The sequence below is a fragment of the Dolichospermum sp. UHCC 0259 genome (assembly GCF_009711935.1).
GTDB lineage: Bacteria > Cyanobacteriota > Cyanobacteriia > Cyanobacteriales > Nostocaceae > Dolichospermum.
The window spans coordinates 2,932-26,156 of record NZ_VIKX01000003.1; the positions used below are offsets into that span (position 1 = coordinate 2,932).

Below are 23,225 nucleotides of genomic sequence, written 5' to 3' on the forward strand. Positions count from 1 at the left end.
TTGAAAGGTAATCAATCCGGGCTACTTAAAGATATAGAAGCAAATTTTCAACCAGAACAGATAGACTTACAGATTAATAAAGGTCATGGTCGAATCGAAAAACGTACTGTTAGTATCTGCAAGTATCAAGGTCAACGTGATTGGCCAGGACTAGAGACAGTAATTCGAGTGGAGTCTGAACGTCAAATTATCAAGCAAAATTTCATAGAGGTCGAAACTGAAACTCGTTATTATATTGCTTCATTTACAGCTACGGCTGATGTTTTTGCTCAAAAGATTCGCAGCTATTGGGATGTTGAAAACAAGGTACATCATGTTCGAGATGTTACTCAAGGAGAAGATCATTCTCGCATCCGTACTAATGGATTAGTTCAAATTTTTGCCTTAGCTCGTAATTTAGCTCTAAATCTTTACCGTTCTCATGACTTTAAAAATATGGCTCAAGCACAAAGATTCGCTGGTTTTGGTCTTAGCACACTCAAGCAATTATTTAGAATGAAATAGCCCTGCACCGGATAATCCAGCAACAACAGTAATCATGGGTAAAGACATAATCAATATAAATTATAATTTACGAGGGAAAATTTCCACAGAATTAAAAAAGCAACTTCTAACCCCAGTATGACAGGCAATACCACCAACTTGCTCAATTTTAATGAGAATTGTATCACCATCACAATCATAAAAAAGCTCTTTTACCTTTTGAATATGTGCAGATGTTGCCCCCTTATGCCATAACTGAGAACGAGAACGACTCCAATAATGAACTTCACCTGTAGCCAGAGTTTTTTGAATTGATTCTGCATTCATCCAAGCCATCATTAAAACAGTACCATCGTAGTAATCTTGAGCTATAGCCGGAATTAAACCTTGCTCATTAAATTTCAGATTTTCAATCATTTCAGTAGCTAAAACCATATTTACCAAATTGATAACTTATCCCTTCTCATCTGCGTTTATCCGCGTTTATCTGCGGTTAAATATTATTATTTCGTGTAACAGATCATAATGTAGAGATAAAAAATAGCTTATCTCTACATCACACCAACCGACTTTAAATTTCCATCAGTCAAAACCTGTTATTTAAAATTAGCATTGTGTCGAATCAAATTCATAAATTCTTCACGAGTCCGTGCGTCTTCAGAAAACACCCCACGCATGGCGCTGGTAACAGTCCAAGAACCTGGTTTTTGGACTCCTCTCATCACCATACACATATGAGTTGCTTCAATTACCACTGCAACTCCTTGAGGTTTGAGTAAACCTTGCAGTGCATTAGCAATTTGTAGAGTCAGCCGTTCTTGCACTTGTAAACGTCGAGCATACATTTCACAAATGCGAGCAATTTTCGATAATCCTATCACCTTACCATTAGGAATATAAGCAACATGAGCGCGACCAATGATTGGTAATATGTGGTGTTCGCAGGAACTAAAAATATCAATATCCCTGACTAACACCATTTCATTTGCATCTTCTGTAAATACTGCTCCATTTAGCAATTCATCTACAGATTGATCATATCCATTGGTCAGAAATTTTAAGGCTTTAACAACTCTTTTAGGAGTATCCTTTAATCCCTCACGGTCTGGATTTTCTCCTAATCCAATCAGTAAAGTGCGTACAGCTTGCATCATCTCTGCTTCTGTTACGGTTGGTTGTTGCTGATGAGATAAAGATGAAATTACATCAGCAGCAGTTAGTTCTGGACGAATGGATAAAGTCATTATTTGAATTTAATAGAATGAGTTATGACGGAAGTTAATAGTTAAATATCTATGAATAACTACTAACTAAAAAAAGAGAATTTATCAACACTTTTAAATTATAACAAACATTTGTTAAGTTTTGTGTAAATCTCATTATTATCCAGTTTTCTGCCAACAAAAACTACCTGGTTTTTAGGTTGATTAGGCCATTCGTCAGCGTTCAATGTGTAACGAGGTCCACTCAGTTGAAAAATATGACGTAAATCACTATCACTAAACCATAAAATACCCTTAGCTCGAAATACATTCTCTGGCATTTCTTCGGTTAAGAAATTCTCAAATTTATGGACATCAAATGGTCTATCGGTTTGGAAAGAAATGGAAACAAACCCATCATTTTCTAAATGATCGGAGTGATGATGGTGATGTTCATGTGCATGATGATGTTCATGTTCATGTTTATGGTGATCTTCATTATCAATGGCAATATACTGATCTTTTGGTGTTAAACCCACATCTAAAATTAGAGGTAAAGCAACTTCACCGTATTGAGTATGTAAAATTCTCGCTCCATGTTTAATATCATGGATGAAATTTTCTACTTCTTGTAGTTTTTCTGCGGTAACAAGGTCTGTTTTATTGAGGAGAATAATATCTCCATAGGTAATCTGTTTTAAAGCTGCTTCACTCTGAAAATGTTCTTCGTTAAAAGCTTCAGCATCTACTACTGTGAGAATTGAATCTATATTGGTTAAATCTCTCAGTTCTGTGCCAAAAAAAGTTAAGATAATAGGTAAGGGATCAGCTACACCAGTGGTTTCAATGACTAGATAATCAATCCGTTCTTCTCGTTCTAAAACTCGATAAACAGCATCAACTAAACCATCATTAATTGTACAACATATACAGCCATTACTAAGTTCTACCATATCTTGGTCTACAGAAATTAGTAATTGACTATCAATGTTAATATCGCCAAACTCATTAACGAGGACAGCGACTTTTAAATCTTGTTTGTTCTGAAGAATTTGATTTAAAAGTGTGGTTTTTCCACTTCCTAAAAATCCGGTAATAATAGTTACGGGCATTCCTTGTTTGGGAATTTCAGGAATGATGTTTGTTGTGTCGAGAGTGATGGTATTCATATCAAAATCTAGTGGTTTTATTTGTTGACTGTTTAAATCAGTGTTCTTAAAAGATTACTGACTTCTTTGATCTTAATGTTTTATCACTTGTAAATGATCTACAAGTTCACTTAAAGTCAAAACTCCTAAATCTCCAGCTTGTCTACTTCTGACACTCAAAGTTTTGCTTTCTACTTCTTTCTTACCAACAACGGCAACAACGGGAATTTTTTCCAATTGTGCTGTCCGAATTTGTTTCCCTAAACGTTCACCACTGCTATCTACTTCTACCCTAAATCCAACTTTTTTAAAATCTGCTGCTACTGATTTTGCATATTCTCGAAAGTCATCACTTACAGGTAACAACCGCAATTGTACAGGTGCTAACCACAAGGGGAAGTCTCCTGCATAATTCTCAATTAAAATCCCAAAAAAGCGTTCTAAAGATCCGAAAATAGCCCGGTGGATCATAATCGGTCTTTGCCGACTACCATCAGCAGCAATATATTCCATATCAAACCTTTCTGGCAAATTAAAATCTACCTGAATAGTGGAACATTGCCACAAACGACCAATAGCATCTTTAATTTTAATGTCTATCTTTGGTCCATAAAAAGCCCCACCACCTTGATCAACAACATAATTCCAGCCCTTAGTATTTAAAGCTTGTTCTAGTGCCGTTGTGGCTAATTCCCAAACATCATCAGTTCCGACTGATTTATCAGGACGAGTAGAAAGATTGATCTCATATTGTTTAAAACCAAAATCTGATAAAATTTGCTCAGTGAGATTTAAAACTCCTAATATCTCATCAGCAATTTGATCAGGTAAACAAAAGATATGAGCATCATCTTGAGTAAATCCTCTGACTCGCATTAAACCATGTAATGCTCCAGATCGTTCATAACGATAAACAGTTCCTAATTCTGCCCATCTTAATGGTAATTCTCGATAAGAATGAAGTTGATATTTATAAGTTAGAACATGAAAAGGGCAATTCATGGGCTTAATTTGATAAGCCTGATTTTCCACATCTATCGAGTCAAACATACTTTCTTGATAAAAGTCAAAATGACCCGATTTTTTCCATAGGTTGAGATTGGCTATGTGAGGTGTATACAGTAATTGATAACCAGATTCTAGATGCGATTTGCGCCAATAATCTTCAATTATGTAGCGAATAATTGCGCCTTTGGGATGCCAAAATACTAAACCACCACCGGCTTCTTCTTGAATACTAAATAAGTTAAGTTCTTGACCTAACTTGCGATGATCTCGACGGAGGGCTTCTTCTCTTAGTTGGAGGTAATTTTCTAATTCTGCTTTTGTTTGCCAAGCTGTCCCGTAAGTCCTTTGTAGCTGAGGTTTAGTTTCATCACCTTGCCAATAAGCACCAGCAACATTTAATAATTTAAAGGCATGAGGATCAATTTCACCAGTAAAGTTAATGTGAGGACCTGCACACAAGTCCCACCAATAGTCATTCGCTGGTTGAATATCTGTGACGAACAATGAAGTTTCTGAATTACCAGTTTCGGGAGTACCAATGAAGTAGCGGGTGATAATTTCTGATTCGGGTATACGCTCTAAGATTTCTAGTTTGTAAGGTTCATTTAATTCGGCAATTTCGGCACGAATTTCGGCTCGTTCTACCTCTTCACGGATAATAGGTAGGTTCACTTTGATTATCCGTTGCATTTCGATTTCAATTTTTTCTAAGTCATCGGGGGTGATGCTGACTGGACAATCAAAATCGTAGTAAAATCCAATTTCTGTGACGGGTCCAATTGCTACCTTAGTCCCTGGAAATAGTCTTTGTACCGCCATAGCCATGATATGGGCGCTGGTGTGCCGAATTCGTGTAAGTTTGTCGTCTTCGTGCAGGTTCAAGCTGTCTTGAGACTGGGTTATTGAACTGACCATATCAAACAAAAATGAGAATCGTTATCATAATAACGCAAAAAGGTGTGAATGTTATACTAATTTTGGGGAAAATATTTTGAAGTCTAATTTATTACTTGCCTTGGCGACTAGAAGTCGTGGCTATACAGACAAAACCTACCTGTGTGGGTTTCAAACCTTTAATTTTTCATTAGTCCACGCAGGTGGTCACTGAGCTTGCCGATAGCGTAGTGTGGCGTTAGCCATAGTGTGGACTTGGTTTGTGTAGGAGCGTATCCCTGACGGAAGCCGGAGGTATCTTTAATAATCGCATAATCGCCGGAAACTTTTCAAACATCCTCTTAGCTGGCTTTGACTTCCGTGATACTATGGGAAAAAGATACACTAGGCTTAACGATCGCTGGGACAATTTTTTCACAAGCCATTCTTGCACCCGATAAATTTCTGTCGGTGGGTCTAACTTGCAAAGCTGCTAAACCACCCATGATAAATAATTCACAACCAGGCCAACGCAGATAGCTGTCTAAAACTGGCAAACCTTTAACAATTTGGATGGGATAAATAATAGGGAGATAAGGACTGGCAGCTATTACATCAACATCAGTGCCACTTCTTTAGCAAAATAAGTCAAGATTAAATCAGCCCCAGCCCGCTTCATGCTGGTTAAAGTTTCTAAAATTACCTTTTTCTCATCTATCCAACCATGTTGAGCCGCAGCTTTAATCATTGCGTATTCGCCACTAACGTTATAAGCTGCAACGGGTAAATTTGTGGCTGTTTTTACTTGACATATTATGTCTAGATATGCTAAGGCTGGTTTGACCATAATGATATCTGCACCTTCAGTAATATCCAATTCAATTTCTTTTAAAGCTTCTTTGGCGTTAGCTGCGTCCATTTGATAGGTTTTTTTGTCGCCAAATTTGGGGGCTGAATCTAAAGCGTCTCGGAATGGTCCATAGTAGGCTGAGGCGTATTTTGCTGAGTATGCCAAAATTCCGACATTGATATAACCTTCAGCGTCTAAGGCTTGGCGGATTGAGCCGATTCTACCATCCATCATGTCAGAAGGAGCAACAAAATCAGTGCCGGCTTCGGCTTGGGAAAGTGCCATTTTTACTAACACTTCTACAGTTTGATCGTTGAGAATTTTGCCATTTTCATCAACTAAACCATCATGTCCATGAGTTGTGAAGGGGTCTAGAGCAACATCAGTAATAATGATGATTTCTGGAACTGCGGTTTTAATGGCTTTGACGGTTTCCTGTACCAATCCCTCTGGGTTGTAGCTTTCTGTAGCTGTATCGTCTTTTTGTTCTTCGGGAATAACTGGGAATAGTGCGATCGCATTAATACCCAATTGTGACACTGCGGCTATTTCTTCCAGGAGTAGATCTAAAGAAAAACGATAACATCCTGGCATGGAAACAATTTCTATTTTTGTGTTTTCACCTTCCATGACAAACATTGGATAGATCAGATCATCTACGGTCAAAATCGTTTCCCGTACCATTTTCCGTAAGGTTTCAGTACGACGAAGACGACGGGGACGTTTAGTCAGATGTAAGGGTTTATCGGTAGACGAGTTCTCAGACGACATAATAGCTCTACAAAAATGATAATCATTATTATAGTTGTATTACCCGGTAAGCGTAAAGCTCAGTGTCTTTAGACCTGAGATATAAGCGACACGGGCGAATAAATTCGCCTGATTCATTGACTTGTAACAGCAGATGTGATATGATCTCAACGACCTTAGAATTTAAGTATAACTAAACGACGTAAAAACTTAACTTATTTGGTTGAGTGCGTAGTCATACCTAACGGTATTGCAGTTTAGGAAAGCTAAATTTGGTGAAAAATGAAATGCAAAAATCGAGTACGGTAGGGCATACCGGAATTAACGCTTTAGGAGAATCGACCTCTGTTTTTGTTGGAGTAATCCAGCAATTGTAAGTTGGCTCATTGATTAAAGAATCTCAGTGTCTTTAGACCTGAGAGTGTCAAATAAGTCTTAACAACAATACCTTGTACATTTTTTGTAGGTTGGATTAAGCGACAGCGCTCCCTCAACCTACAAATCAAGACTTTTTTCAATTGGAACGAGAATCTTGAGGTAAAATCATTTCCCGAATGGCTGTGGCTGTGGCTGGGGCGAGTAAAACACCATTGCGATAGTGTCCTGTGGCTAGGAGGACGTTAGTAAAACCCGGTAGTTTATCAATTACTGGTGCAGGTCTGCCTTCGGGACGGGGGCGTAATCCTGACCAAGTGCGGAGAACCTTGGCTGCGGCTAAATCTGGGGTAAAGGCGATCGCCTGTTGTCTAACAATATCCAATAATTCTTGACTGGCAGATATTTGATTTTCATCATCGGGAAATTCTACCGTTGCCCCTACCCAATAATCACCATTTCCCATTGGCACAATATGCACATCATTACCAGTAATCACAGGTTGAAAATCGGGATTTCCTAAACTGCGCCCTAAGCTTAAATATAAAGCTTGTCCCAGCACTGGACGGATATTTACCATTTGATCTAATTGTGCAGTTAAGGCTGTTGAACCCAAACCCGCAGACATAATAAACCAATCCGCGCTAACTTTGCCCTCTGTAGTTTCAATAAAATTACATTTATGCGCTTCTCCCAATCCTTTTTTGATGTGTAAAGGTGTCGGGGGGGGAGGAGGAGGAGTTTCTGTTCCCGTCACAGACACACCAAACTTGAAATTTACGCCATTACGTTGGGCTGCATCTACTAAAGCTAAAGTTAAAGCTGTGGCATTTAGTTGTAAGTCTTGGGGAGAATAAACAGCGCCAATAATTTGCGGATGACTGACTTGGGGACAATATTTTTGCAGTTGTTCTTGATCCCAAACTTGTAATTCCCAACCTTGGGATTGGCGAATTTCTCGCAGTTGTTCCCATTCGGAAAGGACTTCAACACCACTTTCTAAGGGACGCTCTAAGTTTTCTGATAATAGCATCACAATTCCTTGCCGATTACAAGGGATTTTCCGCCCTGTAATTCCTTCCAATTCAGGAATCAATGTTCCATAGCGTTGGATGCTACTTTGTCGCATTCGCCAAGCAATACCCTTGGTTTTACTGCTAATTATGCCCATTAATACACCGAGAGCAGCGCTGGTAGAACCTTGTGCGGGTTGTTTTTGCTCGAAAACGGTGATGTTTAAACCTTTAACTTGGCTGAGTTCATAGGCGATCGCCGCCCCAACCACGCCACAGCCGATAATTACTACATTCATTGTTTTTTGCGCTTGAGTCAGGGGTGAAGAATGAAAAGTCTTCCTCTCCACCCTATCACTCCATTGCCCTAGCATTTTGTGATTCAAGACTCGAAATGAAGCAGGGGAGCAAGAGAGGGGGGGAGCAGGGGAGTAAGGGGAGTAGGGGGGTAGGGGAGAAAGGTTTCTTTCTTCCTCCTTCTTCCTTCTTCCTCCTGACTCCTGACTCCTGACTCCTGACTCCTCTCTTAGCTACTCTTTTCGGGAACTAGTTCTAGAAACTTCTCAATATCTGCGAACGCTTCTTGGTATTTAGTCGAAGCTAGGCTAGTATTACCCGCAGCAGCAGCTTGATCAATTCTCACTAGGTCTTTCAACAAATCTTTGCTGATTTGTCTGGCTTGAGCTTGGCTTTGCTTGGCTAGGTTGGGAATGATATAAGTCATATTTAACCTAGCTTCTGTCATCGGTCCATGTATAAAATTGCCCACTTTCACCCATTCACCTGTTTTAATTAGGTTTTGGAGTTCGGAAGAGCGATCGCGCACCATCTGAATTCCCGGAACATATTCCTGAATTTTCGCAACTTCCGCCGCCGTATAAGATGGTGGTAAAGTAGCAACAGTAGGACTACCACAACTAATCAAAAATGTGGCTAATAATCCAAAAATCAGTGACAAAATAGAACGTTGACGCACCATAAATGGAAATTAATTTTTTGTTTGTTTACAGATTAACAGTGTTATTTTAGATCGCTATGTAATGAACCGTTACAATTAACTCAGGTTTTTCTGTCTTTATCTTCCCCACAGACCAACCGATTAGAGGAGTATTATTGAGTGAACGCAGCCGAACAAGCCACAAACCTAGAATTTGCCAGCAAAATTGCGACAGTAGTAAATTTATTCAAATATGAATTTCCTGATGTCAAATCCGATCTTAAACCCTGGCACAATGATCCAGAAACCAGAGAATTAGTAGATCCAGATTCCATAGACATCGGTTTTCACTTTCCTGGTATCAGCAAATCTTGGCGCTGTCGGAGTATTTTAATTCAAATCCGATTTTATCAAGATCCTATCAATAATGACCGTCGCGCCATTGGTGTCGAAGCCGCTGGATTTGATCACAGTGGGGAAGTTTGGCGACTTTCTACAGTGGAAACCTGGAGTTTTGTTGGTGACACTGTACCCTCGGCTGTTGTTGGGGAAAAACTAAAACAGGTTTGTCGGCAAATTTTAGAAGTGTTTAATCAACCCAGGGAGTAAAAATAATTATCTTTTGTGCTTATCATTGACCCCACTTGGTGTCAACTTAAGCTATAGATACTTCGGCAAGCTCAGTACAAATGGCTTATTTGTTAGCTTCCACACCCACCCAGAAATGATAGCGTGGCGTGAGCCATATTTCTGGGCTAATAGCGAAAATAAACTAAAGTTTACTCAAAAATTTCTGGATTATTTAGTCATCTTGAGATGACTTTTGCTATGAGACTGGGAATTCATTCCCAGGCGGGCTATGGGTTTTACGTTAAGTTGACACATATCAGCTTTTGCTAAACCCCTACCCACAGAATCAAGTAAATAAGCCGTGTTAAGTATAAGCAGCCACGCATCTAGTTTTTAATCTGAACTAGACTCTAGAAAGGATTTAGCCTCTAAGGATCATGAATTTAATAAGGTGTCAAACTTTGTTTGAGGTTTCTCGTCCTACGTCAAAGATAATAACCGGGAATTACAGGTTATTTAATCCACGATCCTAAGAGGTTTTTTGAAAAGTTTTAGGTTGTGATTTTAGGCACTTACAGATCCCCCTAGCCCCCCTTGTTAAGGCTACGGTGTACACAGAAGTTTGATCAAGTTGCCTAACAGGGTTTTGATCCCCCCAACCCCCCTTACTAAGGGGGGCTTTTTAGGTTTTATTTTAACCTATAATGCGATCGCCCTCTTGTAAACTAGGTGTTCAGGTAGGGTTGAGTGTGATGGTAATGTGGAAAGGGCGATCGACAAAGGTTTTAGGTTAATTTTTCATTAAAGACAATTCGATGTAGTTCTCTCTGGGTTGTTTAATACTGACTTCTACACCTGGTCCAAAATATTTGGTCATTTTTTCTTGTTTTTGCTGCCAAATGTCAAGGGTAATGAGTGGTGAGTCGAACTCTAGGATTAAGGTATAAGCGCCGTTGATTTCGGTTTCTCGCAAACCAGTAACGATTGGTCTTTCTTCGTCGGTGGGACTTAAACCTAGATAGGCTAGGGCTACATCTAGATGGGCTTTTTGCCCATAACAGTTGCGGGTGATATCTTTGCGGATTTTGGTCTGTGTGACTGTTGCTTGTTGCTTTCTGAGTTCTAGGATTGATGGTGTGCTAGTTTGGCTGAAGGGTACGGGTTTAAGTTCATTGGCTTTCAGGGCTAAACCTCCCAGCAATAGGGGAAATCCATAGAAAAATCCTACTAGATTAAGGGTAGCATTATCTAGAAAGTAGGCAACAAAACCTGTGATGGTGAGTATAGTACCTATTGTTAAGCCAAGTGTTCCTAAAGAAATTCTGCCGAGCATAATTTGAGATTAGTATAATTTATTTTCATCTTTTATTATCATCGCTGATTGGTGACAAATTGGGAAAGAGGATATGGAGATTTTCACTTTTTGCGTTAACTTTAGATTTGAAGTGTTTCAAAATGGGAAGCAAAAAAATGGATATTCAGACAATTAAAGACCGAATTAGCACTGTTCAAGGTAAACGTGAGCGGTTGCTGAGTTTATTGGAACAACCCAATTTAGGAACTTTAAGAGTTGATGTGAATCAAGCTTTGGAAGAGTTAGATGATTTACTGGATGAGTTTAAACGGACTCTTCCTGAAACGGGAAATAATTAACCTCAGTTGTTGGTTATGTCAATTTAGGCAGGAAAAAAGGTAATTGATAATTACAATGCCTTTGGCAAATTGAAAAACTCAATCAATATGTTGGGTTGCGCTGTTGCTTAACCCAACCTACAGGGAAGATTAAGCAGAGTGCAATCTTTCTTCAAAAAATGAAGAATACCCAAGTTTGCTGCCTAATTGTTTGACTAAAGTAATGAGTTCTTTTGTGGGAATATCTTTTTTGCAAACTTGATCAAATTGATGTTTAGTTTTATGGTTCTGAAAAGATGATTCATCTATTGAGGAATAAGCCAAAATTTGAGTATTTGGAGATATGGCTTTAATGTAATTAGATGCTGACCAACCATCCATAATCGGCATTTGTAAATCAAGAATAATTACATCAGGTTGATGGCATTTCACCATGTCTATAGCTTCTTGACCATTACTAGCTAAACCAACAACATACATATTTTCTTGAATAGAAAAAATTAGTTGCAGACTTAAACGAGTAAGTTCATGATCATCAACTACAAGAACGCGCAATTTAGAAGAATCTTTGGACAACGTTAACATTCCAAAAAATAATAAATATGTATGCTTATAGTTTATAAATGCGAGTTCTAAATTTACTCTGTCTTATGGGTGAATTTTGGGGGTTAAAGGTTGAATTTGATGCAATTTCTGCATAATGCTGATGTGGCGGATGCACTGATTAGGAAACTGGCATAGGGCGATCGCACATTATCTCCAAAATATGTTAAGTGGGGTTTACTAAAAAGGTCTTTGGGTGAAAGATAGGAATCAGGAGGAAGATGAAGAATTGACAAAAGGGTATGTAAATTCAGATATGCTTACGCTATGAGAATTTGAGGTGATGATTCACTTTTGCTGCAACTAATGAGAGTCTAATTTATGCCGGCGGAACGTAAAGCCATAGACATAATTGTTTTTTGAGAATTGGCTTCTGGACAGTTATCACCTGGGCATCTTTGGATATAATTGCCATCAGGTTGTAATTCCCAAGCATGACGATTATCTGCTAACATAATCCCTAAGATTTCTTGTAGATCTTTGGCAATTTCTGGGTCTTTGATGGGGGTAATAACTTCAACGCGGCGATCTAAATTACGCCGCATCCAGTCAGCGCTGCCGATATATATTTCTTCTTGGTTATTGTTGTAGAAGTAATATATGCGGGAGTGTTCTAAGAAGCGGCCGATAATGCTAATCACGCGAATGTTGTCGCTGAGATTTGGTAGTCCGGGACGTAAACAACATATTCCCCGAATAATTAGGTCAATTTGAACTCCAGCGCGTGATGCTTCGTACAGGGCAAAAATTATTTGTGGATCAACGAGGGCGTTCATTTTGGCGACTATGCGACCGGAAAATCCGTTTTGCACGTTGTCAATTTCGCGTTTGATTAGTTCGAGAAAGCGATCGCGCATATTCACAGGCGCTACCATGATTTCTCGATAGGATTTTTGGCGAGAGTAGCCTGTTAAGAAGTTAAACACATCTGTTAAATCTGCACCTAATTCTTCTCGACAACTAAATAAGCCTAAATCTGTGTAGAGTCGTGCGGTTTTGGGGTTGTAATTCCCAGTCCCAATGTGGACATAACGGCGCATTCTGTCTTTTTCTCGTCGCACTACCAAGACGATTTTGCTATGGGTTTTTAAGCCGACTAAACCATAGACGACATGAACACCAACTCTTTCTAAACGTCTAGCCCAATAAATGTTATTTTCTTCATCAAACCGGGCTTTTAATTCGACTAATACGGAAACTTGTTTGCCATTTTCTGCTGCTGCAATTAAAGCATTAACTATGGGTGAGTCTCCAGAAGTCCGGTAAAGAGTCATTTTGATGGCTAGGACGTTGGGATCATGGGCGGCACTCGTAATAAAGCGTACTACTGTCCCGGAGAAAGATTGATAGGGATGATGAACTAACAAATCTTTTTCTCGAATTATGGAAAAGAAGTCTTTTCCTTCTTCTAGTTCAGGAACATCAGCATCAATACTGGGTTCTCTAAGCCGTTGTAAACGGGAAGGAACGACGGATTGACGAGGAGGATCTTTAAGTTCCGGTAGTGGTAGTGCCAGAAAATACATTAAATCCCGCAGTGCCAACAGACCATCAACTTCATAAATGTCGCTTTCGGTGAGTCCCAAATCTTCTAAGAGACGGGAACGAACTGATGCAGGGGTTTGGGAGCGAATTTCTAATCTGACGGTATTTCCCCCCATGCGGCGTTTACGAAGTTCCTGTTCAATAGCTAATAACAGGTCGTCGGCTTCATCTTCTTCTAATTCCAGATCAGCATCGCGGGTAATGCGGAAGGGGTGATATTCTTGAATATTCATGCCTGGAAAGAGAGATTCTAGATTATGAGCGATCGCTTGTTCTAAAGGAATCCCTGACCAGTTAGCAATTTTCCCATTGTCTTCAACTCTCAACTCTGGGGGTAATGGCAAAAATCTCGGTAAGACTTGAGGAACTTTAACTCTGGCAAAAAACTCCTCTTCCGTATCGGGATTTTTGACGACCACCGCTAGATTTAAACTGAGATTGGAAATGTGAGGAAAGGGATGACTAGGATCAACAGCAAGAGGAGTCAGAACTGGAAAAATCTGCTCTTCAAAATAGTTATCTAGATAACTTCGCTGTTTGGGATTTAGTTCTATGTAATCCAGAATATAGATTCCCTGTTGGACTAACAGTGGTCGCAGCACTTCCTCAAATTCCGCATTGTGTTTTTTGAGTTGAGGATTCAAATGCAAACGAATATCATCTAATTGTTTCTGGGGTGTACGGCCATCAGGAGTTAATAAATTAACAGTGGCTTCTACCTGTTGCTTTAAACCTGCCACTCGTACCATAAAGAACTCATCCAAATTGGAACTAAAAATAGCTAAAAATTTCAGCCTTTCCAATAGAGGAGTTCTGGGATCACAAGCCTCATGTAAGACCCGATTATTAAATTCTAGCCAACTTAACTCACGGTTAATGTAGTGTTGTGGATCACTCAGATTCATAGAAGCAGAATTCTTTTTTGGTTTCGCCATAATCACCTAGATATAGGTAGACATTGTTTATAGAGCGTGAATATCAATATCTTAATTGCTACTGCATAGATTTTGACAATTCTTGATCTAGAAACCTGATAAGTTGGCAATTTGATATTTTTGTGTATAAAAAATAATTTTACAGAGCAGTATTGTATGGAATCCTGACTCTAATTAAAATGTTGCATATACATATACAAGTTTAGTAATTTCTAGGAAAATATGCCATAACAGAAGCGAAGATACTTCGATCATTAGGTGTCTATAGATGAAATATTCTCAGATTCAATTTAGCCAAAGCCTTGCGGATATTGATCTTTCCCAACTCCAAGAACTGTTTAATCTGGCTGCTTTTTGGGCAAAAGGACGCAGTATTAAGGATTGGGGTATAGCTCTTGCTAACAGTGAACCTGTTATTTCTATCTGGGATAGGGAATTATTAATTGGTTTTGCTAGAGCTACCTCTGATGGCATCTATCGCGCTACAATTTGGGATGTTGTCATTCATCCAGATTATCAAGGTAACGGATTGGGTAGCAAGTTGGTAGAAACGGTTTTAAGTCATCCCCGAATGCAGAAGGTAGAGCGTGTATACTTAATGACAACGCACCAACGGGAATTTTATGAAAAGATTGGTTTTCGAGTCAATAATACCACGACAATGGTTTTAGATAATCAATCTAATTTTGATGCTTTTGTCAGTGAGGAGATTTGTTTGCAAGAGTCTCTATAGGTATGGATATTTGCAGTCTTGTTAACTGCGATGTTTCTTTTTGGTTGGTGGGAAAAGGCAAAATTTCTAATTTTCCTCCCATCAATTCTACCAAACGTTGATTGAGTGAAAGTTTCATTCCTGGTGACAAATCTATATTTTCCCCAGTTGTTTGCGGTTCTGATTTCATCAAATCCAGAGATTCATTTGTGATTACTGTATCAGTGGGTACGTCTAACCAAATATTGGCAAAATTACCTGAAGATTGTAAGTTGCTAGAAAGATATATATTCCCTTCTTCCATATTAGCAACTGTTGTATTTATCAAATTGATTAATACTTGTTTGAGCCAATGGTAATCTGTCAAAATATGAATTTCTGGATCTGACGGTGATAAAATAAAAGGATAATTGCGGTTAACGGCTAGTAAATAAGTTAGTTGATAAACTTCCTGAAGAAATTCATTTAATTGAAAAGCCTGAATATCTAATTTATTTCTACCAGATTCAATTTTGGAAACATTGAGAATTTCATCAATTAGTTTTAATAATTTCAGAGATTTTTCGTAAGCTTGTTGGATAAATTCTCGCTCTTCTTGGGGATTTTCACACAAATCTGCCAAAATTAGTTGATGTAAACCCATCATACTCCCTAAAGGCGATCGCAATTCATGACCAATCCTAGCTAAAAATCCCCCTTGAAATTGGCTCATTTCCCGCGCCTGATAGTAGGCTAATTGGGTTTGCTCTAATTCTGCCAAAAGTGAGGTTTCTGGCTGTTGTGGAGCATTTTCAACGGAAACAGATGCCGATTTGCTAGACTGAAGGAATAATCTGCAAAAACCTATTCCTAATCCTATTCCCGCGCCTAAATATAGCCAGTTACTAAAATTCATAATTATCCAATTTAATACTACCTTGTCGTAAAATCTGCCAATTGTTCCCTGTCCATTTAGCAACAGTGGAAGGTATTCCCAACCCTTGGTATTCCGTTGATTCTAATGTTAAAACCTCTGGAAATTGAGCTTCTATTCCTGCTTTGGTTTCTAAAGCTGGTTGTCCTGATAAATTAGCGCTAGTTGTCGCCATTGGACCAGTTTGCGCCAAAATAGTTTGAGCAACTGGATGATTTGGGACTCTAATTCCAATCGTAGTCGGTTCAAGAGGATTCATGACAGTGGGAATTTTGTCACTAGCTGGTAAAACTAAAGTTAAAGCACCTGGCCAATATTGATTAACAATTTTTTGCCAAGTTTGATATTCTCTTTGGCTACCTTGAACATAATCCCATAAATCTTCGGCTTTGGCAGCCATTAAAATTAAAGGTTTATCGAAACTGCGTTGTTTCGCAGCATAAATTAATTCTGCTTGTACTGGTATGGTGGCTAATGCAGGGACGGTATCTGTAGGGAAACTGATGAGTTTTCCCGCTTTTGCGGATTCTATCAGAACTGATAATGAAAGATTCATAAAGATGGTTTTTCTACTGGTGTTTTGAGTTGAGGATGATTTTTTTGATATTATTATCATAGTAGAAATAGAGTTTAAAAACATGACTCAACTAACACCAAAACAACCAGCAAGACGAGGAAGAATTTTCCCTGAACTAGACTTTATCACTGGAAGAACTAACTAGACGTAAAGCGGAAAATGAGGCAGAGTATCAACTTTATCGGACAATTTTTGAGCGTGTACGTCCTGAATTGATCAAAGAACATTATGGCTGGTATATTGCCATTGAGTTAAATAGTGGTGATTACTTGGTTGATCAAGATAAAAAAATTGCACATCAAAAAGCCCGCGATAGATACCCAAATGCTGATCATTGCGTTTTTTGTTTGAATGAATCTGGAGCAACTGGGAGAATATGATAGAGGGTAGATTTGGTGAAAAGAAGCAGCTATTTGACGATATAAGTTATCACAAAACCGGTTCATGTCTTTTGGTTTTAGTTCATCAGGAAGTTTACCTGTTTCAATTTTCTCCGCTAGAGATTCAATACTTTTAATCTGTGAAGAAAAAGCATATCCTTTGCTTTCACAGAAGTTTACTAAGGTAGATTTTACCTTTTCAGCAACTACTATCACAAAAGGCAGATATTCATTATATTTGCGCTCTAATATCGAGGGATAGATCATATATTTAATTTTGTAAATTAATTAAAACTTCTCTGAAGTACAGATTTCATAATCCCAATTCTAGTTTTTCTTGCACCTGAATCTGTAAATGATTGCTTAGAGGGTGTTTGAAAAGTCCCTTATGGTGTATCAAATACTTTTAGATCCCCCTAAATCCCCCTTGAAAAGGGGGAACTAGATTCAAAGTCCCCCTTTGCTAAGGGGGGGTTAGGGGGGGATCTGTAAGTGCCTAAAATCACAGCCTAAAACTTTTCAAACAACCTCTTAACTGCTTTATAGTATTCTAGAGCATTTCTTTGGTAATCTGTTAAGTCATTTACAGACTGATTTCTAATTTCTTCATCTTCTACAAATTCTAGAAAGTTCTTGATTCTCTCACCAATTTCTTTGGTTATATCAATTATATTTTCACGATTCAACTCAACAACAGCACCGAATAGAGAATAAAAATCAGCTTGATTTTTTAATCTAGTTTTAGATAAGTTTATATCTTGTGCTAGGTCTAATATCTTTTTAATAAACTCAATAGTATCACGAAATTCATTTTTAATATTCTCTTCGTATTCCCAATCAATATCTCTCTCATTAAATGATTTATCAAGATATTCTTGACTATAAGCTCTCACACCTTCTTCTAAGTAGGTGTGCATAATAAAAGCGACATTTATTACGTTTTGTAAAATGGCTAAAACTCAATCAGAATCTCGCGTTGAGATAACTTTACATACCGTTACATACCTTTAAATTTTCCTGTTTACCTACTTAAAAAAAGGAATAATTGAGCAGTCCATCCTTTATGATGTGGGTGATGGACGTTTGCCGTTGGATTGTTTAGGTAGTGATCTACACATTAGATGATTATGTAATATTAGCCAAAAAATAGAGAATTTAACTTTCAAGAAATTCTTCTGGTTTAATCCCAGCTTGCTTCAAAATTGCTCGTAATGTTCCTTCTGGCATATCACCCGAATGATTAGGATTTGTAGTATAAAGATTGGTTGCAGGATTAAACCAAATTTCGTGACTCCCTGCGGCTTTACGGTAAAAAACAAAACCCCGAACGATGAACTGGATTTGTAGCATAAATTAACACTCAATTTTAGGTGTTAAGGATTTATTCTTAGCTTGTCTTCCCAAGCAACCCTATTATGGTGTAGATTGTGGTATTTTGGCGATGATTGGGTTAATTTTGGGAATAGTGGTGTTAAAAACCGTAGGGTAAAATTGCTGCATCAACACACCGAAAATCATGTATTTTTGTAAATGTGGCGAAAACCTTCAGCAATATCGCTAAACAAAGATCACAAACTGCGATAATTTAAGAACAGCTTTTGGATTAATCCATGTACCGTGAGACAACCGGGAACTTATCTACTACTGGATAAAAGCTTGGGTAATTATTCGTGGCAAGCACACGAGTAATTGTGAACTATTCAACCTGTGATTAGACTAATCTAAAACAGGCAAGTTCAAACCAGGAATCCTTCACCTGTAAAGGTTTAGGAATGTCTAAAAAAATTAAAAAAAGCTTTGGCAACTGATTCTTAGGTGAACTATGGCACAACGGACTAGGTTGGGAGATATCCTCAGACCCTTAAATGCTGAGTATGGTAAGGTATCTCCAGGTTGGGGAACAACACCTTTAATGGGTGTGTTTATGGGTTTATTTCTGGTATTTCTGCTAATTATTCTCCAAGTTTATAACAAGTCTCTGTTAATTCAGGATGTGCTTGTGGATTGGCGTAGTTTAGGCGGCTAATGACTATCCAGTCATAAAGCTGACAATTAGCATCTACCCGGCTTGTCCGGGTTTTTTTATTCTTGAAAAAAATGCTGAAAAATAACGATAAAATTAATCTAAATCCCCAAGCTAAGTAGTTGTGGCGGTTTTTCCGTATACAGGAGAGAAAAATGAATATATTTGGTATCGGCTTACCAGAAATGGGTGTCATTATGGTAGTTGCATTATTAATCTTTGGACCCAAGAAGTTACCAGAAATTGGTCGCAGTTTGGGGAAAACCATTCGCAGTTTTCAAGAAGCCTCTAATGAATTTCAAAGCGAGTTCAAAAAAGAATCTGAACAATTAAAAGAAACTGTGCAAACAACCGCTGAATTAGAGCATAAACATATTGAAGCTGGAAAAAACCAGCCAGAAAATATACAAGGATGAAAGATGAACAAGTAAAACCAACGGCTTTGGTAATTCCCCAGCTAATTGTCGGACTGGGAAATCCAGAGCCTAAATATGATCAAACTCGTCATAATATTGGCTTTGCAGCCATAGACACCCTCGCTCGCGCTTGGCAAATTTCTCTAGCTGAAAATCGCAAGTTTCAAGGAGAGTTTGGTGAAGGGAATGCAGGAGGTAAGGGTAAAATCCGCTTGCTCAAACCCTTAACCTATATGAATCTTTCAGGACAAGCTATTCAAGCTGTGACAAATTGGTACAAAATACCGCCTGAATCAGTATTAGTCATTTATGATGATTTGGATTTACCTTTGGGTAAAACTCGCTTACGTTTATCCGGTTCTGCGGGTGGACATAACGGCATGAAAAGCATTATTTCCCATCTAAATACCCAAAATTTTCCCAGATTGCGAATTGGCATAGGTAAACCAAAGGGCGCAATAGACGGGGATAATTCTCAAACTGTTTCTCATGTTTTGGGACGATTTTCCGCTGCTGAGAATAAAGTTATGTCTCAGGTTTTAAGCTTTGTGGTTGAGTGTGGAGAATTTAGTTTCAAACAGGGAGTAGAAAAGGCAATGAATCTTTGTAATACCCAAAATTTTACTGATATTGATTCTTGATAATGGGTTACTTTTTTAGATAGGATTTACGCAAGTGTCACACTAAAAAGCTGTTGTAGGGTGCGTCAGATATCAACAAGTTGTTTGTTTCCAGGAGTTATGTAGTCTGACGCACCCTACCAATGTCGTAAGTCTTAGGAATCCTGACTCGGTGACTTCTGGGACAATGTGCGATAAGTTAAATTTTGTAATATTCTATAAATATGGCTTTCATAATATGTATCTAAATTTATGGACTTAGAACCCGCTACGGTGCTTGGAATTGCCTTTTGCTCGGCATTGGTTGCTATTACTGGTATGGCAATTTATACATCTTTTGGACCTCCAAGTCAGGAATTAGATGATCCCTTTGATGATCACGATGATTAATAGGGTTATTAATTGAAGATGATGGATAATGGTGGGCATTGCCCACCCTAATAAGCTAAAGCGCATCTAAATTTGATTTACTGAAGTTAGAAAATAAGCTATCAAACTCTTATCCAGCAATTTAAATATAGAAAAGGGTTTGCTTAACAAAGCTAAAACTTAGATATATCAAGAGTTTGAAGGTGAAAAAGGTGAATAAGGTGCAAGGAATAAGGGTGGAAATTAGCAAAAACCTATCACTTGACCAAATTCAAGACTATTCTTTTCTTCTTCTAATTCTTTCTCCTGACTCCTAGCCTTCATAGATAACTTTTTCAGCAAGCCCTAACTATGAGTTTGCGAATATTTTGAGAGGACGCGGGTAATTTCTGTAATAACAATGGGTTTAGTGATAAAATCGTTCATGCCTACATCTAAACAGATTTGACGGTCTGCTTCCAAAGCATTAGCTGTTAAGGCAACAATATACGGTTGATATTGAGTTGATTGGCGAATTTTTTTTGTAGCGGTGACACCATCCATTTCTGGCATTTGCATATCCATAAGAATAACGTCATAGAATTGATTTTCTAGCATGGCTAATACTTCTAGTCCATTGTTGGCAATATCGGGAATATAACCAAGTTTTTTCAGTGTAAATGTAGCAACTTTTTGATTTACTTTATTATCTTCGGCTAAGAGAATTTTTAGTTGTAATTGAGAGTTTGTCTTTTGTTGTGGCGATGGTTCTGGTGATTCCGTAGGGATTAAGTTGGCAGATAAAGGACTTTTGGCAATGAATGTAAAATGAAATATTGAGCCTTGATGATGGTCGTTTTTATGTGCTATCCAATCATCAGGAGGACTGCCGGCAATATTCCCTAAACTTTCTACCCAAATTGTTCCGCCCATTAAATTAACTAAATTTTTACTAATTGCTAAACCTAAACCCGTCCCACCATATTTGCGACTAATTGAGGTATCTGCTTGGGTAAAGGGTTGAAATAATTTTTGCACGTTATCGCTATCAATACCAATTCCTGTATCTTTAATGCTAATTGTTAATTGATATTCTGAACAGTTTTGATCATTATTAATTAATTTACTATTGGCTGTTATATAAACGCCACCAGATTTGGTAAATTTAATGGCATTGCCGATGAGGTTAAGTAATATTTGACGTAAGCGTGAATCATCTCCTATGAGATTAGTAGGAATATGAGGATCAATAAAATATTCAAGATTAATTTTTTTGGTGTCTGCTTGTGTAGATAGAAGATTACATACAGATTTAATAATCTCGGTTAAAACAAATTGACGTTGTTCTAATTGTAAATTTCCTGACTCAATTTTTGAGAAATCAAGAATATCATTAATAATAGTTAAAAGTGCATGACCGCTATCTCTAATAGTATAAATAAAATCTTTTTGTTCTTCTGTGAGATTTGCTGTGGGGAAAATTTGGGTCATGCCGATAATACCATTCATGGGAGTACGAATTTCATGACTCATATTAGCGAGAAATTCACTTTTGGCTTGAGTTGCTGAGATAAGTTGTACATTAGAAATGGAAAGTTGGGCGTTGCTTTCTGTGAGTTGTGTTTCTATAATTTCTCTTTTTATTAATTCTTGCTGTAGGATTATAGTATTTTCTTGAATTTTATTTGCCATGCGATCAAAAGCTATAGAAATTTGAAAAAGTTCATCTGAACCTGATAATTTAGTTCTGACATTAAGGTTGCCTTCAGCTAAACTATTACTGGCATTAACTAGTTGAGAAACTCGCCGAGTTAGGGTTAATTCAAAGAAAAACCATAATCCTAAACAAAAGATGGTTAATGAGCCATTAAATATTAGAGATCGCTTTAAGGCATCATTGTAAGCTTGTTGTTTTTTTAGGGTAAGGTCATATTCAAAAAACAAAATTCCTACCCTGGAAGGGCGAATTTCGTTAGGCAAAACCTGTAGAAAAATTGGATAGATTGCAATCAGTTTATTCTTGTCGGGTGAGAGGATAATATTTCCGGCTAGGTTATTGCGTACAGTAGTAAATTCAGCACTATAGATGGCAGCAGTTGTTTTACTGATGGAAGTGTCTTGAAGTTCATAACGGTTGGATAGATGAATGATATTTTTATCATTAACTACTAGAACTAAATTAAGGTTAGGGTCACTACCCAACTGGCTAATAATTGTAATTTCGGCTTCTTCAATATTGGATCTACGATACAGGTAATCTAGTATTCTTGATGTTTGTCCTGCGGAAATTTGTACATAATTTTTGGTACTTAATTCTGTTTTTTGATAGGTTTCAGCAATTTCTTGATTAAAGGAAGTTATCCCCAATAAACCACCACACAAGATTAAAACTGCTGGAATTGAGAATCTTAGCGGGAGGGGAAAACTTTTTATTTTCATGAGTTTTTTTTTGGCTTTATAACTTGGCATTTTTAATAAAACGATCATCAAGAATACTCACGGGGTCAATTGATTTGGAGATTAATTTGTTTTCTAGCATGATCTGAATCAGTTTTTTCATCCCATTCACTAATGCAGGATCAGTTTGATCGAGTAATTGTTGATTTTCTTGCAAGTTGGGCTGACTTAATCCTTTAAAGGCATTTAAAATTTGTTCTGAGGTAACTTTGGTGCGTTTTGCCATGCGAGTGGCTGCATCTTGGGGATTTTTTTCAAAATAATCTAAAGCCCGAAATCGCCCGTTTATTAATGCTTGAATTGTGTCAGAAGAATTAGCGATCGCTTCTGTGCTAACACAGATGGTATCTACAATTTCTCCAGGAATTTGGCTACTATCAAATAATAATTTTGCCCCGGCTGCTAACAGTTTACTTCTGGCTGGGCCAAAGGTAACAACGGCATCTACTTGTCCTTTTTTATAAGCTCGTTCGTGTTCGGTTGTTTCTAAAGAAACTATCTGAGTAGTTTTTCACAGACATTCCATTTTTTTCTAAGGCACGAGCAATAAAAAATGCTCCTAAAGAGGAAGATTCTACACCAACTTTCTTGCCTTTTAAGGCTTTCATATCTTTAATTTCTGGTTTTCCTAAAATTACATCTGCACCATGAGAAATATCCATGATGGCAATAATTTTAATATTTTCCTGGGTGGCGGCTAGAACTAAAGCTTGATCAATTGATAACCCTGCACCTTCAATTTCATTATTGCGATAAGCGCGAACTTCTTCTGTTCCTGAAGGATAATCTACCAACTTAATGTAACTGTTCACACTCCCCCACTAAAAAGGAATTAGGAAGTAACAGGGATAGGAG

Annotated in this window: 26 protein-coding genes and 2 pseudogenes; 10 read left to right on the plus strand and 18 right to left on the minus strand. The window is 37.9% G+C overall.

Annotated features, from left to right (window positions below; translation table 11 throughout):
- A partial coding sequence (locus FJR05_RS00150) for an ISAs1 family transposase (protein WP_168642252.1) occupies positions 1–504 on the plus strand: 504 nt, incomplete at its 5' end.
- A 60-nt stretch (positions 505–564) separates the two neighbouring features.
- On the opposite strand, the gene hisI is transcribed toward FJR05_RS00150, so the two are convergent.
- The 8 genes and pseudogenes from hisI to psbQ all read right to left on the minus strand — a co-directional run bounded on the left by hisI (position 565) and on the right by psbQ (position 8,681).
- Positions 565–918, minus strand: a complete 354-nt coding sequence (gene hisI / locus FJR05_RS00155) for a phosphoribosyl-AMP cyclohydrolase (RefSeq protein WP_168642253.1) — start codon at positions 916–918, stop codon at positions 565–567.
- A gap of 161 nt (positions 919–1,079) precedes the next feature.
- On the minus strand, positions 1,080–1,727 hold the full coding sequence (gene folE, locus FJR05_RS00160) for a GTP cyclohydrolase I FolE (RefSeq protein ID WP_027403144.1): 648 nt from the start codon (positions 1,725–1,727) through the stop codon (positions 1,080–1,082).
- A 98-nt stretch (positions 1,728–1,825) separates the two neighbouring features.
- Positions 1,826–2,854, minus strand: coding sequence for a GTP-binding protein (locus FJR05_RS00165; protein ID WP_027403143.1), 1,029 nt, complete (start codon positions 2,852–2,854; stop codon positions 1,826–1,828).
- 72 nt (positions 2,855–2,926) lie between these two features.
- Entirely contained in the window at positions 2,927–4,756 is a 1,830-nt protein-coding gene (gene thrS, locus FJR05_RS00170; RefSeq protein ID WP_168642254.1) for a threonine--tRNA ligase, read from the minus strand.
- Positions 4,757–5,076: 320 nt separating this feature from the next.
- Positions 5,077–5,346 (minus strand): annotated as a pseudogene (locus FJR05_RS00175) (FAD-dependent oxidoreductase); the annotation flags it as partial.
- Positions 5,325–6,335, minus strand: coding sequence for a porphobilinogen synthase (hemB, locus tag FJR05_RS00180; protein ID WP_168642255.1), 1,011 nt, complete (start codon positions 6,333–6,335; stop codon positions 5,325–5,327). The pseudogene FJR05_RS00175 and the gene hemB, both read right to left, overlap by 22 nt.
- Positions 6,336–6,828: 493 nt before the next feature.
- Positions 6,829–8,001, minus strand: a complete 1,173-nt coding sequence (locus tag FJR05_RS00185; RefSeq protein WP_168642256.1) for an FAD-binding oxidoreductase — start codon at positions 7,999–8,001, stop codon at positions 6,829–6,831.
- Between the two features lie 227 nt (positions 8,002–8,228).
- Entirely contained in the window at positions 8,229–8,681 is a 453-nt protein-coding gene (gene psbQ / locus FJR05_RS00190; RefSeq protein ID WP_168642257.1) for a photosystem II protein PsbQ, read from the minus strand.
- Positions 8,682–8,819: 138 nt separating this feature from the next.
- On the opposite strand from psbQ, the gene FJR05_RS00195 reads away from it, so the two are divergent.
- On the plus strand, positions 8,820–9,248 hold the full coding sequence (locus FJR05_RS00195; protein WP_168642258.1) for a hypothetical protein: 429 nt from the start codon (positions 8,820–8,822) through the stop codon (positions 9,246–9,248).
- 751 nt (positions 9,249–9,999) lie between these two features.
- On the opposite strand, the gene FJR05_RS00200 is transcribed toward FJR05_RS00195, so the two are convergent.
- The gene (locus FJR05_RS00200; protein WP_168642259.1) at positions 10,000–10,542 is read right to left on the minus strand and encodes a DUF2854 domain-containing protein; all 543 of its coding nucleotides are present in this window, start codon (positions 10,540–10,542) and stop codon (positions 10,000–10,002) included.
- 137 nt (positions 10,543–10,679) lie between these two features.
- On the opposite strand from FJR05_RS00200, the gene FJR05_RS00205 reads away from it, so the two are divergent.
- The gene (locus tag FJR05_RS00205) at positions 10,680–10,862 is read left to right on the plus strand and encodes a hypothetical protein (protein ID WP_168642260.1); all 183 of its coding nucleotides are present in this window, start codon (positions 10,680–10,682) and stop codon (positions 10,860–10,862) included.
- A 129-nt stretch (positions 10,863–10,991) separates the two neighbouring features.
- On the opposite strand, the gene FJR05_RS00210 is transcribed toward FJR05_RS00205, so the two are convergent.
- Complete coding sequence (locus FJR05_RS00210; protein ID WP_168642261.1) at positions 10,992–11,426, minus strand: response regulator transcription factor; 435 nt, start codon at positions 11,424–11,426, stop codon at positions 10,992–10,994.
- Between the two features lie 332 nt (positions 11,427–11,758).
- Positions 11,759–13,924: a polyphosphate kinase 1 gene (gene ppk1, locus FJR05_RS00215; RefSeq protein WP_168642262.1), complete on the minus strand. Its 2,166-nt coding sequence runs from the start codon at positions 13,922–13,924 to the stop codon at positions 11,759–11,761.
- A 268-nt stretch (positions 13,925–14,192) separates the two neighbouring features.
- Between ppk1 and FJR05_RS00220 the strand changes: the two genes are divergently transcribed.
- A complete protein-coding gene (locus FJR05_RS00220; RefSeq protein WP_168642263.1) occupies positions 14,193–14,657 on the plus strand; it encodes a GNAT family N-acetyltransferase in 465 nt (154 codons plus the stop codon).
- Here the strand turns inward: FJR05_RS00220 and FJR05_RS00225 are convergent.
- Both FJR05_RS00225 and FJR05_RS00230 read right to left on the minus strand, forming a co-directional pair.
- Entirely contained in the window at positions 14,623–15,531 is a 909-nt protein-coding gene (locus FJR05_RS00225) for a sensor histidine kinase KdpD (RefSeq protein ID WP_168642264.1), read from the minus strand. The genes FJR05_RS00220 and FJR05_RS00225 overlap by 35 nt on opposite strands.
- Positions 15,521–16,105: an L-threonylcarbamoyladenylate synthase gene (locus FJR05_RS00230; protein ID WP_168642265.1), complete on the minus strand. Its 585-nt coding sequence runs from the start codon at positions 16,103–16,105 to the stop codon at positions 15,521–15,523. The genes FJR05_RS00225 and FJR05_RS00230 overlap by 11 nt, the downstream gene beginning before the upstream one ends.
- Positions 16,106–16,187: 82 nt before the next feature.
- Here FJR05_RS00230 and FJR05_RS27080 point away from each other — a divergent pair.
- Positions 16,188–16,506, plus strand: a pseudogene (locus FJR05_RS27080) (hypothetical protein).
- A gap of 509 nt (positions 16,507–17,015) precedes the next feature.
- Here FJR05_RS27080 and FJR05_RS00240 read toward each other — a convergent pair.
- Positions 17,016–17,423 (minus strand): hypothetical protein, encoded by a 408-nt coding sequence (locus FJR05_RS00240; RefSeq protein ID WP_168642267.1) that lies wholly within the window; start codon positions 17,421–17,423, stop codon positions 17,016–17,018.
- A 238-nt stretch (positions 17,424–17,661) separates the two neighbouring features.
- Complete coding sequence (locus tag FJR05_RS00245; protein WP_168642268.1) at positions 17,662–17,856, minus strand: type II toxin-antitoxin system HicA family toxin; 195 nt, start codon at positions 17,854–17,856, stop codon at positions 17,662–17,664.
- A 472-nt stretch (positions 17,857–18,328) separates the two neighbouring features.
- Here FJR05_RS00245 and psbH point away from each other — a divergent pair, with 472 nt between their 5' ends.
- The 4 genes from psbH (at position 18,329) to psbN (ending at position 19,955) form a co-directional block, all read left to right on the plus strand.
- Entirely contained in the window at positions 18,329–18,532 is a 204-nt protein-coding gene (gene psbH / locus FJR05_RS00250; protein WP_096668841.1) for a photosystem II reaction center phosphoprotein PsbH, read from the plus strand.
- A gap of 152 nt (positions 18,533–18,684) precedes the next feature.
- The gene (locus tag FJR05_RS00255; protein WP_096668843.1) at positions 18,685–18,945 is read left to right on the plus strand and encodes a TatA/E family twin arginine-targeting protein translocase; all 261 of its coding nucleotides are present in this window, start codon (positions 18,685–18,687) and stop codon (positions 18,943–18,945) included.
- Complete coding sequence (gene pth, locus FJR05_RS00260; protein ID WP_168642269.1) at positions 18,942–19,586, plus strand: aminoacyl-tRNA hydrolase; 645 nt, start codon at positions 18,942–18,944, stop codon at positions 19,584–19,586. Before FJR05_RS00255 ends, pth begins: the two co-directional genes overlap by 4 nt.
- Positions 19,587–19,817: 231 nt before the next feature.
- A complete protein-coding gene (gene psbN / locus FJR05_RS00265) occupies positions 19,818–19,955 on the plus strand; it encodes a photosystem II reaction center protein PsbN (protein WP_027402855.1) in 138 nt (45 codons plus the stop codon).
- 324 nt (positions 19,956–20,279) lie between these two features.
- Here the strand turns inward: psbN and FJR05_RS00270 are convergent, their stop codons facing one another.
- Entirely contained in the window at positions 20,280–22,352 is a 2,073-nt protein-coding gene (locus FJR05_RS00270) for an ATP-binding protein (protein ID WP_168642270.1), read from the minus strand.
- Between the two features lie 16 nt (positions 22,353–22,368).
- Positions 22,369–22,596, minus strand: coding sequence for a hypothetical protein (locus FJR05_RS26795; RefSeq protein WP_217385490.1), 228 nt, complete (start codon positions 22,594–22,596; stop codon positions 22,369–22,371).
- Positions 22,597–22,672: 76 nt separating this feature from the next.
- Here FJR05_RS26795 and FJR05_RS26800 point away from each other — a divergent pair, with 76 nt between their 5' ends.
- Complete coding sequence (locus FJR05_RS26800; RefSeq protein ID WP_217385491.1) at positions 22,673–22,834, plus strand: hypothetical protein; 162 nt, start codon at positions 22,673–22,675, stop codon at positions 22,832–22,834.
- Here FJR05_RS26800 and FJR05_RS27795 read toward each other — a convergent pair.
- Positions 22,829–23,182, minus strand: a complete 354-nt coding sequence (locus FJR05_RS27795) for an ABC transporter substrate-binding protein (RefSeq protein ID WP_217385493.1) — start codon at positions 23,180–23,182, stop codon at positions 22,829–22,831. The two genes, FJR05_RS26800 and FJR05_RS27795, sit on opposite strands and share 6 nt — an antisense overlap.
- Positions 23,183–23,225: the final 43 nt, after the last annotated feature.

What these genes read in the sequence shown, in the direction of transcription:
- hisI (WP_168642253.1), bottom strand. Translation starts at nt 918, where the DNA reads ATGGTTTTAGCTACTGAAATGATTGAAAATCTGAAATTTAATGAGCAA.
- folE (WP_027403144.1), bottom strand. Translation starts at nt 1,727, where the DNA reads ATGACTTTATCCATTCGTCCAGAACTAACTGCTGCTGATGTAATTTCA.
- FJR05_RS00165 (WP_027403143.1), bottom strand. Translation starts at nt 2,854, where the DNA reads ATGAATACCATCACTCTCGACACAACAAACATCATTCCTGAAATTCCC.
- thrS (WP_168642254.1), bottom strand. Translation starts at nt 4,756, where the DNA reads ATGGTCAGTTCAATAACCCAGTCTCAAGACAGCTTGAACCTGCACGAA.
- hemB (WP_168642255.1), bottom strand. Translation starts at nt 6,335, where the DNA reads ATGTCGTCTGAGAACTCGTCTACCGATAAACCCTTACATCTGACTAAA.
- FJR05_RS00185 (WP_168642256.1), bottom strand. Translation starts at nt 8,001, where the DNA reads ATGAATGTAGTAATTATCGGCTGTGGCGTGGTTGGGGCGGCGATCGCC.
- psbQ (WP_168642257.1), bottom strand. Translation starts at nt 8,681, where the DNA reads ATGGTGCGTCAACGTTCTATTTTGTCACTGATTTTTGGATTATTAGCC.
- FJR05_RS00200 (WP_168642259.1), bottom strand. Translation starts at nt 10,542, where the DNA reads ATGCTCGGCAGAATTTCTTTAGGAACACTTGGCTTAACAATAGGTACT.
- FJR05_RS00205 (WP_168642260.1), top strand. Translation starts at nt 10,680, where the DNA reads ATGGATATTCAGACAATTAAAGACCGAATTAGCACTGTTCAAGGTAAA.
- FJR05_RS00210 (WP_168642261.1), bottom strand. Translation starts at nt 11,426, where the DNA reads ATGTTAACGTTGTCCAAAGATTCTTCTAAATTGCGCGTTCTTGTAGTT.
- ppk1 (WP_168642262.1), bottom strand. Translation starts at nt 13,924, where the DNA reads ATGGCGAAACCAAAAAAGAATTCTGCTTCTATGAATCTGAGTGATCCA.
- FJR05_RS00220 (WP_168642263.1), top strand. Translation starts at nt 14,193, where the DNA reads ATGAAATATTCTCAGATTCAATTTAGCCAAAGCCTTGCGGATATTGAT.
- FJR05_RS00225 (WP_168642264.1), bottom strand. Translation starts at nt 15,531, where the DNA reads ATGAATTTTAGTAACTGGCTATATTTAGGCGCGGGAATAGGATTAGGA.
- FJR05_RS00230 (WP_168642265.1), bottom strand. Translation starts at nt 16,105, where the DNA reads ATGAATCTTTCATTATCAGTTCTGATAGAATCCGCAAAAGCGGGAAAA.
- FJR05_RS00240 (WP_168642267.1), bottom strand. Translation starts at nt 17,423, where the DNA reads ATGCACACCTACTTAGAAGAAGGTGTGAGAGCTTATAGTCAAGAATAT.
- FJR05_RS00245 (WP_168642268.1), bottom strand. Translation starts at nt 17,856, where the DNA reads ATGCTACAAATCCAGTTCATCGTTCGGGGTTTTGTTTTTTACCGTAAA.
- psbH (WP_096668841.1), top strand. Translation starts at nt 18,329, where the DNA reads ATGGCACAACGGACTAGGTTGGGAGATATCCTCAGACCCTTAAATGCT.
- FJR05_RS00255 (WP_096668843.1), top strand. Translation starts at nt 18,685, where the DNA reads ATGAATATATTTGGTATCGGCTTACCAGAAATGGGTGTCATTATGGTA.
- pth (WP_168642269.1), top strand. Translation starts at nt 18,942, where the DNA reads ATGAAAGATGAACAAGTAAAACCAACGGCTTTGGTAATTCCCCAGCTA.
- psbN (WP_027402855.1), top strand. Translation starts at nt 19,818, where the DNA reads ATGGACTTAGAACCCGCTACGGTGCTTGGAATTGCCTTTTGCTCGGCA.
- FJR05_RS00270 (WP_168642270.1), bottom strand. Translation starts at nt 22,352, where the DNA reads ATGAAAATAAAAAGTTTTCCCCTCCCGCTAAGATTCTCAATTCCAGCA.
- FJR05_RS26795 (WP_217385490.1), bottom strand. Translation starts at nt 22,596, where the DNA reads ATGGCAAAACGCACCAAAGTTACCTCAGAACAAATTTTAAATGCCTTT.